This window comes from Microbispora sp. H10949, assembly GCF_014161435.1.
Taxonomy (GTDB): Bacteria; Actinomycetota; Actinomycetes; order Streptosporangiales; family Streptosporangiaceae; genus Microbispora; species Microbispora triticiradicis.
In genome coordinates this window covers 37,432-52,058 of sequence record NZ_JABBWZ010000019.1, presented here as the reverse complement: position 1 = coordinate 52,058, position 14,627 = coordinate 37,432, and the positions used below count along the sequence as shown (strand labels likewise).

Below are 14,627 nucleotides of genomic sequence, written 5' to 3'. Positions count from 1 at the left end.
GCGGGTCAGCCGGACCGCTCGGCGGTGACGGTGCCGGACGCGCCGGTGACGGTCATGCGGCGGCCCTCGAACGCGACCTCGACGCGGGGGCCGGTGCCGGTGGGATCGTCCGGGCGGAACCGGCCGGCGCCGCCCGACGGCACGAGCGTCAGCGCCGGCGGCTCCGCCGGGACCTCGGCGGCCATCACCCCGCCCTGCTGGTTGACCGCGTACCAGGCCAGGACCGGCCCCCTGCCGGTGGTGAGCGTGACGTACGTGCGGGTGTCGGCGCCCTTCGTGACCGTGCCGGCGAGCGCGAGCCCCGACACCGCGCCGAAGGCCTTCTCAAGGGAGGCCCGTTCTCTGCGGCCCTCCTGGGTCCGGCCGTTCAGCAGCGCCAGCACCCGCTGTTCGTGCGCGCGCAGCGCCGCCTCCGTCACCTCCGGGCCGGGCGGCGCCAGCGCGCGGACCGCGTCGGCCCCGGTCGCGGAGACGGTCAGCCTGCCCCCTTCGGCGGACACCTGGAACCCGCCTCCCCTCTCCAGCCGGTACGTCCCGACCATAGCCGCGAGATCGCCGCCGCGGGCGGGGCCCGCGGCAGTGGTGGCGGGGCTGGGTCCGGGCAGCGGGCGGCCGGCCAGCAGCGCCGGTCCCACCGCCCGCAGCAGCGCCTCGGCCGGCAGCGTCGCGGTGTTCGACGCGATGGCGACCACGCGCCGCTGGGCCGGGACCCAGGCGACGACCGCGTTGTGGCCGACGTCGCCACCGCCGCCTGCGGCGCTCAGGAACCGCTCGCCGTAGACCGACCGGTCGAAGGCGACCCAGCCGGGCGTCTCGGACCTGCCGTTTCCCAGCGGCCACCCCGGGCGGGCGACGAGTCCGGCCGACGCGGGCGTGACCACCCGGCCGGTGAACAGCGCGTACGTCCACTCCGCCAGATCGGGCATGGTCATCGCCAGCCCGCCGTTGCCCTCCGCGCCCCAGTACGGCCCGGCGAAGCCGCCCTGGTGTCCCGGCTTCCCGTCGTCGAGGTAGCCGATCGCTCTCGGGCCCGGCGCGGCCGGGCGCCCGTCCCAGAACCCGCCCGCCGTACGACCGCCGGGCAGCCGCAGGACGGCGGAGCCCACGTAGTCGCGGTAGCCGCGGCCCGACAGTCGCTCGACGACGAGGGCCAGCAGGGTGTATCCGGCGTTGGAGTAGACGTATCCGGCGCCCGGCGGGAAGGCGAGCTTCAGCCTGCCGATCGCGGCCAGCGCCGCGTCCGGCGACAGCGGCTCGTAGTCGCCGCCGTGGGTGCCGTTGAGCCCGCTCGTGTGCAGCAGAAGCTGCCTGACCGTCGCGCCGGCCACCGGGCCGCGCAGCCGCGGCAGGATCGCGCCCACCCGGTCGTCGAGCGACAGCCGCCCCTCGTCGGCGAGCCGGAGGATCGCGGCCGCGGTGACCGCCTTGGTCACCGAGCCGATGCTGAACACCGTGCCGGGCGTGTTCGGCCGGTGGGCGGCGGCGTCGGCCGTGCCGTACGCGGCGCGGCACTCGAACGCGCCGTCCCGGAGGATCGCGACCGACCCGCTGAACCCCGCCCCCGCCCAGGCCCCGAACGCGCGGTCGAGTGCGGGGGCGCACGCGGGCGCCTCAGGGGTACGCGCCGGCCGGCCGGGCCCGGCGCCGCAGGCCGTCAGGAGCAGGGAGGCGACGGTCAGTCCCGCCGGCAGTCCCACCAGGAGTCTTCGCATGCGGGAAACGTACGGACCCCCGCGCGAACCTGATGTGAACGAACTCCGACGGCGACCGGCCGGCCGGCCGGAGAACCCCGGCCGTCCTAGGCCGGCTCCCGTCCCGAGTTGCGGGCGACGAGTTCGGCGCCGATGCGGGCGAGCTCGTCCCGGACGGTGCTCGGCTCGACGACCTCGATCATCGCGCCCCACCCCGCGAGGTGACGGGCGACGTCCAGCGGGGTCGGGGCGGCGAGGCGCACCCGGACACGGCCCCGGCCCGCCTCGCCTTCGGTATGGCAGTGCCGTCCGAACCGGTCGCGCAGGACCGGCACGAACCGCTCCTCGACGAGCACGGTCGCCCAGGTGCGCGAACGCCGCCGCTCGATCTCCTCGACGACCTCCTGCCAGGCGGCGGCGAGAACAAGGTCGGCGGGGCGTTCGGCGGTCTCGCCGGTCGCCTCGGCCCGGACGATCCTGTCGACGCGGAAGGTCCGCCGTCCCCGGTCGGTTCCCGCCAGCAGGTACCAGACGTCGTCCTTGTCGATCAGTCCCCATGGGTCGACCAGCCGCTCCGCGGGTTCCGCGTCCCTGCCGGCGTAGGTCAGGCGGACCCTGCGACGGCTCACCACGGCGGTCTGCAGCAGGTCGACCGTCGCGGGCCGCGGGCGGTCGCGTTCCCCCCACCTGACGGGATCGACCAGGGTCGCGTCGCGGGCGGCCTCGGCGTCGGCCCGGAAGGTCCGGGGCAGGGCCGCCAGGAGCTTGCGCAGCGCCGCTCCGGCCTCGGCCGGCCCCGACGCGGACGGCCCGGCCGTTGCCGGGCCGAGGAGCAGGAACAGCGCCTGCGCCTCGGCCGCCGACAGGCCGCTGAGGTCGGTACGGGCGCCGCCGACCAGCGACCAGCCGCCGCCACGCCCCGGCTGCGGATAGACCGGGACGCCCGCAGCCGACAGCGCCTCCAGGTCCCGGCGGGCGGTGGCCACGGACACCTCGAGTTCGGCGGCCAGCTCGGCCGCGGTCACCCGGCCGCGAGCCTGCATCAGCAGCAGGACGGCGACGAGACGGTCGGCGCGCATGGTTCCCGATTCTGCCCGGAAAAGTGCTCAGAAGGTGAGCACTTCAGCCCGGAGGATTGACGACATCACCCGTCGAGAAGGGAAACCCCGATGTTGCGAGGCCTCAGCACCGTCAGCTTCTACGCCGACGACGTCACCGCCGCCGCCCGCTGGTACGCCGGACTGCTCGGCGTGGAGCCGTACTTCACACGCTCCGTCGAGGGGACGCTCGCCTACGCCGAGTTCCGGATCGGCGACCACGAGGACGAGCTCGGCGTCGTCGACAGCCGCTTCGCCCCCCGCCCCCGGCCGGACGAGCCCGCGGGCGCGGTCGTCTACTGGCACGTGGACGACGTCGAGGCCGCCGTCGACCGGCTGCTCGCCCTCGGCGCCACGACGTACGAGAAGCCCGTGGAGCGCGGCCCGGGATTCGTCACCGCCTCCGTGGTCGATCCCTTCGGCAACGTCCTCGGCGTCATGTACAACCGGCACTTCCTGGAGGTCCGCGGCCGGTGACGCGGACCCCGCGTCAGGAGTCGAAGCCCACGCCGAAGGCGTCGAGGGTGCGCAGCCAGGCGTTGCGGCGGCCCTCGTGCTCGTCGGCGCGGGCGATGGCCCAGCGGGTGAGCTGGATGACGCCGGACCGCACCGGCTCGGGCGGGAAGGGCATCGGCTTGTGCCGCACCATCTCCAGCTCGGTCCGCTCGGTGAGACGCCCCTGGAGCAGGTCGAGCATGACGTTGGCGCCGAAGCGGGTCGCCCCCACGCCGAGACCGGTGTATCCGGCGGCGTAGGCGAGACGCGAGCCGTACGCCGTGCCGAAGAAGGCGCTGAACCGGCTGCAGGTGTCGATGACCCCGCCCCACCGGTGGGTGAAGCGCAGGCCGTGGAGCTGCGGGAACGTCTCGAAGAAGTGGGTGGCGAGCTTCTCGAAGGTGGCGTCGCGCTGGTCGTACTCCGCCCTGACCAGCCCGCCGTTGTGGTAGACGGCGTCGTAGCCGCCCCACAGGATGCGGTTGTCGTCGGTCAGGCGGTAGTAGTGGAACCGGTTGGCCGAGTCGCCGACGCCCTGGCGGTTCCGCCAGCCGATCTCCGCGAGCAGGTCGTCCGGCACCGGCTCGGTCATCAGCGCGTAGTCGTACACCGGCACCAGGAAGTGCCGGAGCCGGCGCAGCAGCGGCGGGAAGGCGCCGGTGCCGAGCGCCACCCGCCCGGCCCTGACCCGGCCCTTCGGCGTCCCCAGCTCGAGCGCCGGGCCGTCCTCGTGCAGCGAGCGCACCGGCGTGTGCTCGAAGACGCGCACGCCGAGCCGTACGCAGACGTCGCGCAGCCCCCAGGCGAGGCGCGCCGGGTCGACCATGGCGACGCCGTCCCGGTCCCACACCCCGCCGAGGTACGTCGGCGAGTCGATCTCGGCCCGCACCCGCTCCCGGTCAAGCCGCTCCAGCCGCACGCCGAGCGAGGCCGCCGCGCTCACGTCCTCGTCGAGCCCGGGGAGCTGCCACTCCTCGGTGGCGACGCGCAGCTCGCCGGTCCGCTCGAAGGAGCAGTCGACGCCGTGGCGGGAGAGCGTCCGCTCGATCTCGTCGAGGTTCTCCCGGCCGAGCCGCTCCAGCGTCGCGATCTCCGCCGGCCAGCGGTCCCGGCCGTTGCCGAGCCCGTGCGTCAGGCTGGCCGCGCAGAACCCGCCGTTGCGGCCGGAGGCGGCCCACCCGACCGCGCGGCCCTCCAGGAGGACCACGTCGAGCGAGGGGTCGCGCTCCTTGGCCATCAGGGCGGTCCACAGCCCGGTGAAGCCGCCGCCGACCACCGCGAGGTCCGCCGTGGCGTCTCCGGTCAGCGGCGGCAGCGGCTCGGGTGCGAGCGGCCGGTCCAGCCAGTACGGCCTGCGCTCCGCGTCGGCGAGCGCCTTCGACGGAACCACGAATTCCACTTCCTTCTTACGCGTTGGCGCGGCGGCGGGCCAGGAGGGCGTTGCCGAGGGCGATCAGCACACCGGCCGCGAAGATCAGCGTGCCCATGACGTTCACCTGCGGCGGGATGCCGACCCGGGTGGCGCCCCAGATCCACAGCGGGAACGTCACCGTGCCGCCGGAGTTGAAGTTGGTGATGACGAAGTCGTCGATCGACAGCGCGAACGCCAGCATCGAGCCCGCCAGCACACCCGGGAAGATCATCGGCAGGGTGACCAGGCGGAACGTCGTCCACGGCCCCGCGCCGAGGTCACGCGCCGCCTCCTCCAGGGAGGCGTCCAGCGTCATCACCCTGGCCCGCACGGTCACGGCCACGAACGAGATCGAGAACATGACGTGCGAGATCACGATCGTCCAGAACCCGAGCGGCACGGCGAGCGTGACGAACAGCGACAGCAGCGACGCGCCCATCACGATCTCGGCGCAGGAGATCGCCGCGAACATGACCAGGTTCATCGCCCCTGCCCCGCGGAAGCGGTAGCGGCCGAGCGCCAGCCCGATCAGCGACCCGAGCACCCCGGCGACCAGCATCGTCAGCACGGCGATGACCAGCGAGTTCACCAGGGCCTGGGTGAGGTCGCCGATCTCGAACAGCTTGCCGTACCACTTGAGCGTGAAGCCCTGCCAGCTCGTGTTGAACCGGCCGTGGGTGTCGTTGAAGCCGAAGAGGATCATGACGGCGATCGGCAGCACCAGCCACGCGATCACGAGCCAGGTGTAGATCTGCAGGAGGCGGCCCCGCAGCAGGCCACGCTTCATCGCGCCGCCACCTCCAGCACGTCCTCGGTGCCGAGCGCCCTCGCGTACGCGAAGATGCCCACCAGCAGCAGGGCCATCAGCGTGAACGACAGCGCCGAGGCGGTCGGGTAGTCCTGGTTGATCAGGAACTGGTTCTGGATGACGTTGCCGACCATCGTGTTGCTGGTGCCGCCGAGCACGGACGCGTTGACGTAGTCGGACGTGGCCGGGACGAACGTCATCAGCACCCCGGCGAAGACCCCCGGCAGCGACAGCGGCAGCACCACCCGCAGGAAGGTCTGCGCCTTGCTGGCGTACAGGTCCTGCGCGGCCTCCAGGACGCGCGGGTCGATCCGCTCCAGCGCGACGTACATCGGCAAGATCATGAACGGCAGGAAGTTGTACGCCAGGCCGCCGATCACCGCCGCGCTCGTGGCCAGGATGTGGAAGTCCTGCGGCACCAGCCCCGCCGACTTCAGCGGCCCGAGCAGCAGGCCGTTGTCGGACAGGAAGAACTGCCAGGAGATGGTGCGCAGCACGAACGACACGAGGAACGGCAGCAGCAGCATGAACAGGTAGACCGACTTGCGGCTACCCCCCTTGAAGGCGATCCAGTACGCCACGGGGAACCCGATGACGATCTGGATCAGGGTCGAGGCCAGGCCGTACACCAGGGACCGGATGATCTGGTCGTGGTATGTGCTGATCCCGTCCACGTAGCTGTGCCAGTTGAACGTGAACGCGTAGCCGTTGACCACGTCGCCGGACTGCAGCGACAGCGACAGCATGACCACCGTCGGGATGACGAAGAAGATCGCCAGCCAGAGCGTGCCCGGGAAGAGCAGCGCGTACGGCGTCAGCGAAGCCCTGAGCCTGCTCATGCCGTCGTGATCGCCTGGAAGATGGACTCGAACTTCTTCTGCTCCTGCGGCGTCGCGAAGTTCTTGTAGCTGCGCAGCCTGGCGTAGTCGTCCTCGGTCGGGAACACCAGCTCGCTGCCCGCCACCGCGTCGAGGAGCTTCTTGTCCTCACCGGTGGCCTTCGCGGCGTCGGCGGCGATGACGTCCTTGGCGGCCGGGACCGGGGTGACGTAGTTGATGTACTCCGCCAGCCGCCCGGCGACGTTCACGTCGTAGAAGAAGTCCATCAGCGTGATCGCGTCGACCGGGTTCGTCGCGGTCTTCGGGATCATCATGTTGTCGGTCCAGATGGTCGCGCCCTCCTTGGGGAGCACGAACTTCAGGTCCGTGCCGTCGGAGACGTTCTTCTGGAAGACGTCGCCCGACCACGCCATGGTGAGCCAGATGTCGCCCTTCGCCAGCGGGTCGATGTACGCCTGGTCGTAGTACTTGCGCACGATGCCGGCGTCGCGCTGCTCCCGGAGCTTGGCCGCGGCCTTCTCCCAGTCGGCCTCGGTCGACTTGTCGGGGTCGATGCCGAGCGCGAACAGGCCGAAGTTGGCGATCTCCTGGGAGTCGGACATCATGCCGACCTTGCCCTTGTACTTGGGGTTCCACAGGTCGGCCATGCTGGTCGGCGGCGTGTCGACGTACTTCGGGTTGTACGCGATGCCGGTCATGCCGGACGCCCACGGGATGCTGTAGACGTTGCCGGGGTCGAACGACTCGTTCTTGTACCGGTCGCCGGCGTTGGCCGCGAAGTTCGGCAGCTTGGAGTGGTCGAGCGGGACGAGGTAGCCGAGCTGCACGAGCTGGGTGAAGTGCAGGCCGTTGGTGACGACCATCAGGTCGTAGTCGATCGACTGCCCGGCCGCGAGCTGCGGCTGGATCTTGGCGAACCAGCTCGGGTTGTCCTGGATGACCTCCTTGTAGGTCACCGTGATCCCGGTCTGCTTGGTGAACTGCTTGAGCTCGGGCTGCTTGGGGTCCATGTAGAGCGGCCAGTTGGCGAAGTCCACGTGGCCGTTCCCGGTCTTGCCCGACCAGTACTTCTCCACCTCGGACTGGGCCTGCGCGGAGGAGGTCGGCTTGGCCGTGCCCTTGCCCTGCACGCCGCAGGCGGCGAGGGCGAGCCCGGCGGCCGACAGTCCCGCGAGCCGGAAGGCGTCGCGCCTGCCGAGCCGGCGCTGGGTCGTGCCGCGGAGGAAGGCGGGGTCCTGCCTGTGAGGATGGTTCATGGGGTTCGTGTGCTCCGGGGAGTTCGGGGTTTTACCTCAGCGCGTAGGAATGCCAGGGCTGCCAGGAGAGCCATACCTCGTCGCCGCGCTCGGCGGTGATCGTGCTGTCGTTCGCGTTCTGCTCGAACACCGTGATCTCGGCCCCGTCGCCGAGCACCACGACGTAGCTGTTGTACGTCCCGAGGTAGACGACCTCGGCCACGGTCCCCCGGACGACGCTCAGGTCGCCCTCCGGCTGCTCCTTGGCGAGCTTGATCTTCTCGGGGCGGACGGTGAGATCGACCGCCTGCCCGGCGGACAGCGCGCCGTCCGCGGGGATGAGGATGCGGTCGCTCGGGCCGAGGGCGAGCACGGCCGTGTCGCCGCTCACCTGCTGCACCGTGCCGCTGAACAGGTTGGAGGTGCCGATGAAGCCGGCGACGAACTTGCTGGCGGGCCGCTCGTAGATCTCGCGGGGTTCGGCGAGCTGCTCCACCAGGCCGTCGTTCATGACCGCGATGCGGTCGCTCATCGTCAGCGCCTCGCTCTGGTCGTGCGTCACGTAGACGAACGTGATCCCGACCTCGCGCTGGATGCGCTTGAGCTCGATCTGCATGGCCTGGCGGAGCTTGAGGTCGAGCGCGCCGAGCGGCTCGTCGAGCAGCAGCGCGCGGGGCCGGTTGACCAGCGCGCGGGCGAGCGCGACCCGCTGCTGCTGGCCGCCGGACATCTCCTTGGGACGGCGCTTCTCACGGCCCGTGAGGTCCACGACCTCCAGGATCTCGCCGACGCGGCGCGTGATCTCCGCGTCGGGGACCTTCTTGCGCCTGAGCCCGAACGCGACGTTGTCCCAGACGTTCATGTGCGGGAACAACGCGTACGACTGGAACACCATGTTGATGTCACGCTTGTTCGGCGGGACGTGCGTGACGTCCTCCCCGTGGAGCCTGACGACCCCCTGCGTGGGGTCCTCGAACCCGGCGATCATTCGCATACTGGTGGTCTTGCCGCAGCCGGAGGGCCCGAGGAGGGAGAAGAACTCCCCTTCCGCGATCGCGAGGCTCACGCCCTTGACCGCCCGTACGACCTCGCCGTGCGAGGTGTACTCCTTGACCACGTTGTCGAGTTCGATGGCGGGCACGCTGACTGATCCGGGGGCGGCGACCGCCGCCCCCGGGCCCGCCTGGATATCTGTCATTCCAGGCTTATCCCTCTTTATCGATAGGTCGTACGGCTCGCGCCGGGGGAACCTATTCGCCGATGTAGTGCATCACGTGCTTGACGCGGGTGTAGTCGTGCAGCCCGAAGACGGACAGGTCCTTGCCGTAACCCGAGTGCTTGAAGCCGCCGTGCGGCATCTCGGACACGAACGGGATGTGGGTGTTGACCCAGACCACGCCGAAGTCGAGGCGCTTGGACATCCGCATCGCGCGCCCGTGGTCGGAGGTCCAGACCGAGCCCGACAGGCCGTAGCGGACGCCGTTCGCCTTGGCCAGCGCGTCGGCCTCGTCGGTGAACGTCTGGACGGTGATGACGGGACCGAAGATCTCGTCCTGCACCATCTCGTCGTCCTGCCGCAGCCCGTCGACCACCGTGGGGGCGAAGAAGTAGCCCTTGTCGCCGACGCGGGCGCCGCCGGTGAGGACCTTCGCGTGCTCGGGCAGCCGCTCGAAGAACGACTCGACCCGGGCGAGCTGGTTGGCGTTGTTCAGCGGGCCGAAGTAGGCGTCCTCCTCGTCGAGCCCGCCCAGCTTGGTGGCGGCGGCGGCCTCGGTCAGCGCCGCGGCGAACTCGTCGTGGATGCTCTCGTGCACCAGCACCCGGCAGGCCGCGGTGCAGTCCTGGCCGGCGTTGTAGAGGGCCGCCCCGGCGATCCCCTCGGCGACGGCCCTGATGTCCTTCACGTCGTCGAAGACCACGACGGGGGCCTTGCCGCCCAGCTCCAGGTGGACCCGCTTGACGTCGTCGGCGGCGGTCTTCGCGACCGCCATGCCCGCGCCCACCGAGCCGGTGATCGCGACCATGCTCGCGGCCGGGTGACCGACCACCAGCGCGCCGGTCTCCCGGTCGCCGGTGACGACGTTGAAAACGCCGGCCGGCAGGACGTCGCCCAGGATCTCGGCCAGCTTCAGCGTGGAGGCCGGGGTGGTGTCGGACGGCTTGAGCACGACCGTGTTGCCGGCCGCGAGCGCGGGGGCGATCTTCCACACGGCCATCATCATCGGGTAGTTCCACGGCGTGACCTGGCCGATGACGCCGATCGGCTCGTGCCGGATGACGGAGGTGTGGTCGGCCATGAACTCGCCGGAGGTCGGGCCCTCCAGGGTGCGGGCCGCGCCCGCGAAGAAGCGGAAGTGGTCGGCGGCGACCGGGGTCTCGTCCTCGGCCATGCGCGCCCGGGGCTTGCCGGTGTTGCGGCACTCGGCCTCGTTGATCTCGTCGGCCCGGGCCTCGATCGCGTCGGCGACCTTCAGCAGCAGCGCCGCGCGCTCACCCGGCGTCGTCTGGCCCCACGTCTCGAAGGCGGCCGTCGCGGCGGCGTACGCGGCGTCGACGTCCTCCTGGGCCGACACCGGTGCCTGGGCGTAGACCTCTCCCGTCGTAGGGTCTACGACGTCGGAGAAACGGCCGCTCGCGGCGTCGACGAACTTCCCGTTCACGAAGTTCTGGAGACGGGTGGTCACCGTTGACCTCCTGTTGAGGTAGCTAGGATGTCGCGACTCTGACAGAGGAAAGAGCCTACGACAAGGGATTTCGTGGCTAAGATACCAAATTGCTACGGAATCGCTTGACGGAAGCGGTTGAGCTGACACCATGTCAGACCACGATCGCAACATGGCAAAAACGGTGCCGTAACACGAGGTCGGTAGGACCGACGCGCTCTCCAAGAGAGGACACCCCCCGAGGATGACGACTCCGCCTAGATCCCGCGCGGCTGCCGCGAAGGGCGGGCCGGTGGTGCTCGACGAGATCTCCAAGCAGATCATCGAGCAGCTTCAGACGGACGGGCGCAAGCCGTACGCCGCGATCGGCAAGGCCGTGGGCCTGTCGGAGGCGGCGGTGCGCCAGCGGGTGCAGCGCCTGCTGGATCTCGGCGTCATGCAGATCGTCGCCGTGACCGACCCGCTGACCCTGGGCTTCCCGCGCCAGGCGATGATCGGCATCAAGTGCGAGGGCGACCTGGAGCAGATCGCCGACGAACTGTCGCAGATCCCCGAGATCGACTACGTCGTGCTCACGGCCGGCTCGGTGGACATCATGGTCGAGGTGGTCTGCGAGGGCGACACCCACCTGCTGGAGATCCTCGGCAAGATCCGGGCCATCTCCAGCGTCCGCGCCACCGAGACGTTCGTCTATCTCAAGCTGCACAAGCAGACCTACTCCTGGGGCACGCGCTGACCTCCGCCTAGCGCGTGACCGCGACGGCGCGTACGGGAGACCCGTCGGCCGCGTGGAGGCGCAGCGGCAGCAGGGAGACCTCGATCGGACGACCGGCGGCCTGGGCCTCCAGGAGCGGGCCGAGGTTGCGCAGGTTCTCCGCGATGACGGCGTGCGCGCCGCACAGCACGCGGTGCGCGGGCAGGTCGGCGGGAGCGGGAGTCGGGTCGACGCTGAGGGCGTCGACGCCGACGGTCCGCACGCCCGCGGCGACGATCAGGCGGGCGGTCTCCGCCTCCAGGTACGGGTGGGCCAGGTAGCCGGATGTGCCCCAGTGGGCGTCCCAGCCGGTGGCGACCAGCAGGACGGTCCCCGGCCCGAGCCGCCCGCCGACCGGGCCGAGCATCGCGGGGGTGATCGGCGCGTGCGGCGGCAGGCCCCGGGCGTCGAGGACCGCCGCCGGGCCGAGGAACCGCTCCAGCGGCAGGTCGTCGAGCGTGGGCAGCGCGTCGTCGATGTGGCACGGCGCGTCCACGTGAGTGCCCGACTGCGACCCGAGGTGCAGGCGGAGCACGTTCACGCCCTCCTCCGCCACCGTGAGGGCGGGCGCGATCTCCACCTCCGGATCGCCGGGGTAGACGGGCATGCCGCTCTCGACGGGCACCGACAGGTCGACGATCATTGCTTCTCCCCGGCGTCAGGCCGTGCCCGGCGCGAGCAGGCCGATCAGATGGTAGGCCACGTCGAGCGTCGGTAGAGGTCCGTCCGGCGGTCGCGGTGGACGTCGTTGCGGCGGCCGGTGGCCTTGTCCCTCGCCCGGGCCAGGTCGCAGTCGGCCGTCAGCACGGCGGGACCGTCCGTCAGCACGGGCCGCTCCCCCGCCGGCACCGGCGAGGCGGGCCAGTTGGTGGAGACGGCGAGCAGGTCCGCCCCGGCGAGGCCCGCCGAGCGCACCCATTCGGGGAACTCCAGGTCGTAGCAGACCATCATGCCGATCCGGCCGAGCGCGGTGAAGACGTATCCGCTGTTGACGAGCTCGGGCAGCACCACCAGCCGCCCTCCGAATAAGGACAATTGGGTCTATCACCAGAAATAGGCTCCACGATGTGGACACGCACACCACGGTGGAGGACCTGCTGCGCTCCCCCGCGCTGCAGCTGAGGGTCGTGGCCGGTGAGCGCGGCCTCGGCAGGTCGGTCTCCTGGGCACACGTGAGCGAGCTCGACGACCCGACCCCCTGGCTGCTCGGGGCCGAGGTCATCATGACGACCGGCATCGGCGTGCCGCGCGCCGCCGCCGCGCAGCGCGCGTACCTGGAACGGCTGGACGACGCGGGAGTGGCCGCGCTCGCGCTCAGCGCGGGCCTGCACGTCCCGCCGCTGCGCCGGGCCTTCCTCGACGCCGCCGAGGAGCGGGGGTTCCCGGTGCTGGAGGTGCCGCTGGCCGTGCCGTTCATCGCGATCGCGCAGGAGGTCGCGGCGGCCGTGCAGGAGGACGCCCGGCAGCGGCTGGGAGCACAGCTCCAGGTGTTCGGCGCGCTGCGCTGGCTCGCCTCGGAAGGGCTGGACACGGCCGGGCTGTTCCAGCGGCTCGAACGGCTGTCGGGGTACGCCATCCACCTGAGCACCCCGCAGGGGCGTCCGCTGCTGCCCGGCGTGCCCGCGCCCCCTCCCGGCGTACGGCTGCCCGCCTCGGCGGACGCGCCGCCGACCATCCCCGGCGGTTTCGCGCTCCCGGTCCCCGCGCCCGGCGGCCCGGCGGGATGGCTGGTGGCCTTCGAGCGGCAGGGCGCCCGCCCGGCCGGGCTGGCCGTGGTGCAGCACATCGCGACCGTCGCCGCGCTGCGGCTCGCGATGGTGCGTAGCCGGCGCGAGACGCTGCGGCGGCAGGGCGCGGAGACGCTGGCCGAGCTGCTGCAGGACGTGCTCGACCCGGAGACCGCCCGGCGCAGGCTCGCCCTCATGGGCCTCCTCCCGGACGTCGAGGTCGTGCTGCTCGTGGCGCGCGACGCCGAGGACGACGCCGTCGTGGGCGCCCTCGGCGAGCACCCCCACCTCATGCTCCGCCGGCACCGCGACCTGTACGTGCTGACGCCGGCCTCCGTGATCACCGGCGACGCGGGGACGGGCGCCGCACCGCGTGACCCGCGGGAGGACGGCGGGGCGGGCGCCGGAGAGGCGGGGGCGGCGTTGCGGGAGATCCCGGGGATCGCGGCGGGCGTCAGCCGCCCGCTCCCGCCCGGGTCGTCGCTGCGGGTCGCCCAGCGCGAGGCGCTGTGGGCGGCCTCCCGCGCCGCCGAGTCCGGCCGGCCGCTGGTGACGTACGGCGAGGACACCACGGGCCGGTGGCTGCCGGACGACGTGGGCGTGCTGGCCGCCCTGGTCGAGCACGTGCTCGGCGACGCCCTGCGGTACGACACCGCGCACGGATCGGACCTGGTCGCGTCGGTGCGGACCTGGATGGAACGCGACCGCCGCGTCGACGACGCCGCGCGGGCCCTGCACGTCCACCCCAACACGCTGGCGTACCGGCTGCGCCGGTTCGGCGCGCTGACCGGCCGCGACCTGTCGGCGACCGGCGACTTCGCCGAGGTGTGGCTCGCCATCCGCGCCGCCTCCCAGCTCGGCGGACTTTAGGGCCGGTACGGACTTCGGTCTCCACGACGGCTTCGCGGGCCCGGGTGGCTCGCGGTGCGCGATCTCATGCCCGGCGGCGGCTCACGCCGGATCCGGGAGATCCGCCGACGCGAGCCTGGCCGGGTCGATGACGGTGGAGATGGCCACGATCCGGCCGTCGACGACGGTGAACGCCATGACCGAGAGCGGAGTCCCGTCCTCGCGCCAGGAGACGAACCCGGGAAGGCCGTTGACGAGCACCGCTCGCCCTCGCGCGGCCGCGCCGGCGGCGACTCGCGCGGTCGCGCCCGCGGCGACCTTGGTGGCGCCGAGGACGACGACCACACCGTCGGAGGTGTCAACGGTCAGCTTCACCTCGGGGTCGAGCACGCGCAGCAGCCCCTCGAAATCGCCGCGGTGGGCCGCCGCCAGGAAGGCCTGGACCACCTCGCGCTGTTCCCGTCCGGCGGCCCTCGGCCGTCCGGGCTCTTGAGGGTTCGCCCGCACCTTCCCGCGGGCGCGGCTGGCGAGCATCTTGGCGGCGTCGGCGGACCTGCCGAGAATCCGGCCGATCTCGTCGAACGGCACCGCGAACAGGTCGTGCAGCACGAACGCCAGCCGCTCGCTCGGCCGGAGCGACTCCAGGACGACCAGGAGCGCGAGCCCGACCGAGTCGGCGAGCGCCACGTCGTCCTCCGGCGCAAGGCCGTCGTCGGCCGTCACCACGAGTTCGGCCAGCCGGTCGTCGTAGGACGCCTCGGGGCGGGCCCGGCGCGACCGGAGGACATCCAGGCTGATCCGGCCGACCACCGTGGTCAGCCAGCCGGCGAGGTTGTCGATGCTCTCGGTGCCCTGGCGGGAGAGCCGCAGCCAGGCCTCCTGGACCACGTCCTCGGCGTCGGCCCGCGAGCCGAGCATGCGGTAGGCGACCGCGCGCAGCCGGTCGCGCTGGGCCTCGAACGCCTCGCCCACCGGGTCGGCCGGGTTGGTGTCGGACATGTTGTTACCTTCCTCGAATCCGCCACGTCATGGGTGATGACGCGCCCGGACGGGCGCGG

At 71.9% G+C, this 14,627-nt stretch carries 14 protein-coding genes; 3 read left to right on the top strand and 11 right to left on the bottom strand.

Going from position 1 to position 14,627, the window contains the following annotated elements; all coding sequences use genetic code 11:
* Window positions 1-5: 5 nt before the first annotated feature.
* Both HHX40_RS33980 and HHX40_RS33975 read right to left on the bottom strand, forming a co-directional pair.
* On the bottom strand, window positions 6-1,712 hold the full coding sequence (locus tag HHX40_RS33980) for a serine hydrolase domain-containing protein (RefSeq protein ID WP_182883836.1): 1,707 nt from the start codon (window positions 1,710-1,712) through the stop codon (window positions 6-8).
* An 86-nt stretch (window positions 1,713-1,798) separates the two neighbouring features.
* Window positions 1,799-2,770, bottom strand: coding sequence for a helix-turn-helix transcriptional regulator (locus HHX40_RS33975; RefSeq protein WP_182883835.1), 972 nt, complete (start codon window positions 2,768-2,770; stop codon window positions 1,799-1,801).
* 90 nt (window positions 2,771-2,860) lie between these two features.
* Between HHX40_RS33975 and HHX40_RS33970 the strand changes: the two genes are divergently transcribed.
* Complete coding sequence (locus tag HHX40_RS33970; RefSeq protein ID WP_182883834.1) at window positions 2,861-3,265, top strand: VOC family protein; 405 nt, start codon at window positions 2,861-2,863, stop codon at window positions 3,263-3,265.
* Window positions 3,266-3,278: 13 nt separating this feature from the next.
* Here the strand turns inward: HHX40_RS33970 and HHX40_RS33965 are convergent, their stop codons facing one another.
* From HHX40_RS33965 to HHX40_RS33940, 6 genes are read right to left on the bottom strand one after another with little or no spacing between them, the layout of a single operon-like run.
* The gene (locus HHX40_RS33965) at window positions 3,279-4,673 is read right to left on the bottom strand and encodes an NAD(P)/FAD-dependent oxidoreductase (protein ID WP_182883854.1); all 1,395 of its coding nucleotides are present in this window, start codon (window positions 4,671-4,673) and stop codon (window positions 3,279-3,281) included.
* Window positions 4,674-4,689: 16 nt separating this feature from the next.
* Window positions 4,690-5,481, bottom strand: coding sequence for an ABC transporter permease (locus HHX40_RS33960; RefSeq protein WP_111701945.1), 792 nt, complete (start codon window positions 5,479-5,481; stop codon window positions 4,690-4,692).
* The gene (locus HHX40_RS33955) at window positions 5,478-6,341 is read right to left on the bottom strand and encodes an ABC transporter permease (RefSeq protein ID WP_111701947.1); all 864 of its coding nucleotides are present in this window, start codon (window positions 6,339-6,341) and stop codon (window positions 5,478-5,480) included. Before HHX40_RS33955 ends, HHX40_RS33960 begins: the two co-directional genes overlap by 4 nt.
* Entirely contained in the window at window positions 6,338-7,597 is a 1,260-nt protein-coding gene (locus HHX40_RS33950) for a polyamine ABC transporter substrate-binding protein (protein ID WP_182877513.1), read from the bottom strand. Before HHX40_RS33950 ends, HHX40_RS33955 begins: the two co-directional genes overlap by 4 nt.
* Before the next feature lie 31 nt (window positions 7,598-7,628).
* On the bottom strand, window positions 7,629-8,774 hold the full coding sequence (locus tag HHX40_RS33945) for an ABC transporter ATP-binding protein (RefSeq protein ID WP_182877512.1): 1,146 nt from the start codon (window positions 8,772-8,774) through the stop codon (window positions 7,629-7,631).
* Window positions 8,775-8,826: 52 nt separating this feature from the next.
* Complete coding sequence (locus HHX40_RS33940; RefSeq protein WP_310738396.1) at window positions 8,827-10,260, bottom strand: gamma-aminobutyraldehyde dehydrogenase; 1,434 nt, start codon at window positions 10,258-10,260, stop codon at window positions 8,827-8,829.
* A 223-nt stretch (window positions 10,261-10,483) separates the two neighbouring features.
* Between HHX40_RS33940 and HHX40_RS33935 the strand changes: the two genes are divergently transcribed.
* Complete coding sequence (locus HHX40_RS33935) at window positions 10,484-10,975, top strand: Lrp/AsnC family transcriptional regulator (protein ID WP_182883833.1); 492 nt, start codon at window positions 10,484-10,486, stop codon at window positions 10,973-10,975.
* Window positions 10,976-10,982: 7 nt separating this feature from the next.
* Here the strand turns inward: HHX40_RS33935 and HHX40_RS33930 are convergent, their stop codons facing one another.
* On the bottom strand, window positions 10,983-11,636 hold the full coding sequence (locus HHX40_RS33930; RefSeq protein WP_182883832.1) for a cyclase family protein: 654 nt from the start codon (window positions 11,634-11,636) through the stop codon (window positions 10,983-10,985).
* A gap of 44 nt (window positions 11,637-11,680) precedes the next feature.
* Window positions 11,681-12,007 carry a nitrilase-related carbon-nitrogen hydrolase gene (locus tag HHX40_RS33925; protein ID WP_259404154.1) on the bottom strand — a complete coding sequence of 109 codons (327 nt, stop codon included), beginning with the start codon at window positions 12,005-12,007 and terminating at the stop codon, window positions 11,681-11,683.
* A gap of 53 nt (window positions 12,008-12,060) precedes the next feature.
* Between HHX40_RS33925 and HHX40_RS33920 the strand changes: the two genes are divergently transcribed.
* Window positions 12,061-13,590: a PucR family transcriptional regulator gene (locus tag HHX40_RS33920; RefSeq protein ID WP_182883830.1), complete on the top strand. Its 1,530-nt coding sequence runs from the start codon at window positions 12,061-12,063 to the stop codon at window positions 13,588-13,590.
* An 81-nt stretch (window positions 13,591-13,671) separates the two neighbouring features.
* Here HHX40_RS33920 and HHX40_RS33915 read toward each other — a convergent pair whose 3' ends face one another.
* Window positions 13,672-14,568, bottom strand: a complete 897-nt coding sequence (locus tag HHX40_RS33915) for a sigma-70 family RNA polymerase sigma factor (protein ID WP_182883829.1) — start codon at window positions 14,566-14,568, stop codon at window positions 13,672-13,674.
* Window positions 14,569-14,627 lie beyond the last annotated feature (59 nt).

What these genes read in the sequence shown, in the direction of transcription:
- HHX40_RS33980 (WP_182883836.1), bottom strand. Translation starts at nt 1,712, where the DNA reads ATGCGAAGACTCCTGGTGGGACTGCCGGCGGGACTGACCGTCGCCTCC.
- HHX40_RS33975 (WP_182883835.1), bottom strand. Translation starts at nt 2,770, where the DNA reads ATGCGCGCCGACCGTCTCGTCGCCGTCCTGCTGCTGATGCAGGCTCGC.
- HHX40_RS33970 (WP_182883834.1), top strand. Translation starts at nt 2,861, where the DNA reads ATGTTGCGAGGCCTCAGCACCGTCAGCTTCTACGCCGACGACGTCACC.
- HHX40_RS33960 (WP_111701945.1), bottom strand. Translation starts at nt 5,481, where the DNA reads ATGAAGCGTGGCCTGCTGCGGGGCCGCCTCCTGCAGATCTACACCTGG.
- HHX40_RS33955 (WP_111701947.1), bottom strand. Translation starts at nt 6,341, where the DNA reads ATGAGCAGGCTCAGGGCTTCGCTGACGCCGTACGCGCTGCTCTTCCCG.
- HHX40_RS33950 (WP_182877513.1), bottom strand. Translation starts at nt 7,597, where the DNA reads ATGAACCATCCTCACAGGCAGGACCCCGCCTTCCTCCGCGGCACGACC.
- HHX40_RS33945 (WP_182877512.1), bottom strand. Translation starts at nt 8,774, where the DNA reads ATGACAGATATCCAGGCGGGCCCGGGGGCGGCGGTCGCCGCCCCCGGA.
- HHX40_RS33935 (WP_182883833.1), top strand. Translation starts at nt 10,484, where the DNA reads ATGACGACTCCGCCTAGATCCCGCGCGGCTGCCGCGAAGGGCGGGCCG.
- HHX40_RS33930 (WP_182883832.1), bottom strand. Translation starts at nt 11,636, where the DNA reads ATGATCGTCGACCTGTCGGTGCCCGTCGAGAGCGGCATGCCCGTCTAC.
- HHX40_RS33915 (WP_182883829.1), bottom strand. Translation starts at nt 14,568, where the DNA reads ATGTCCGACACCAACCCGGCCGACCCGGTGGGCGAGGCGTTCGAGGCC.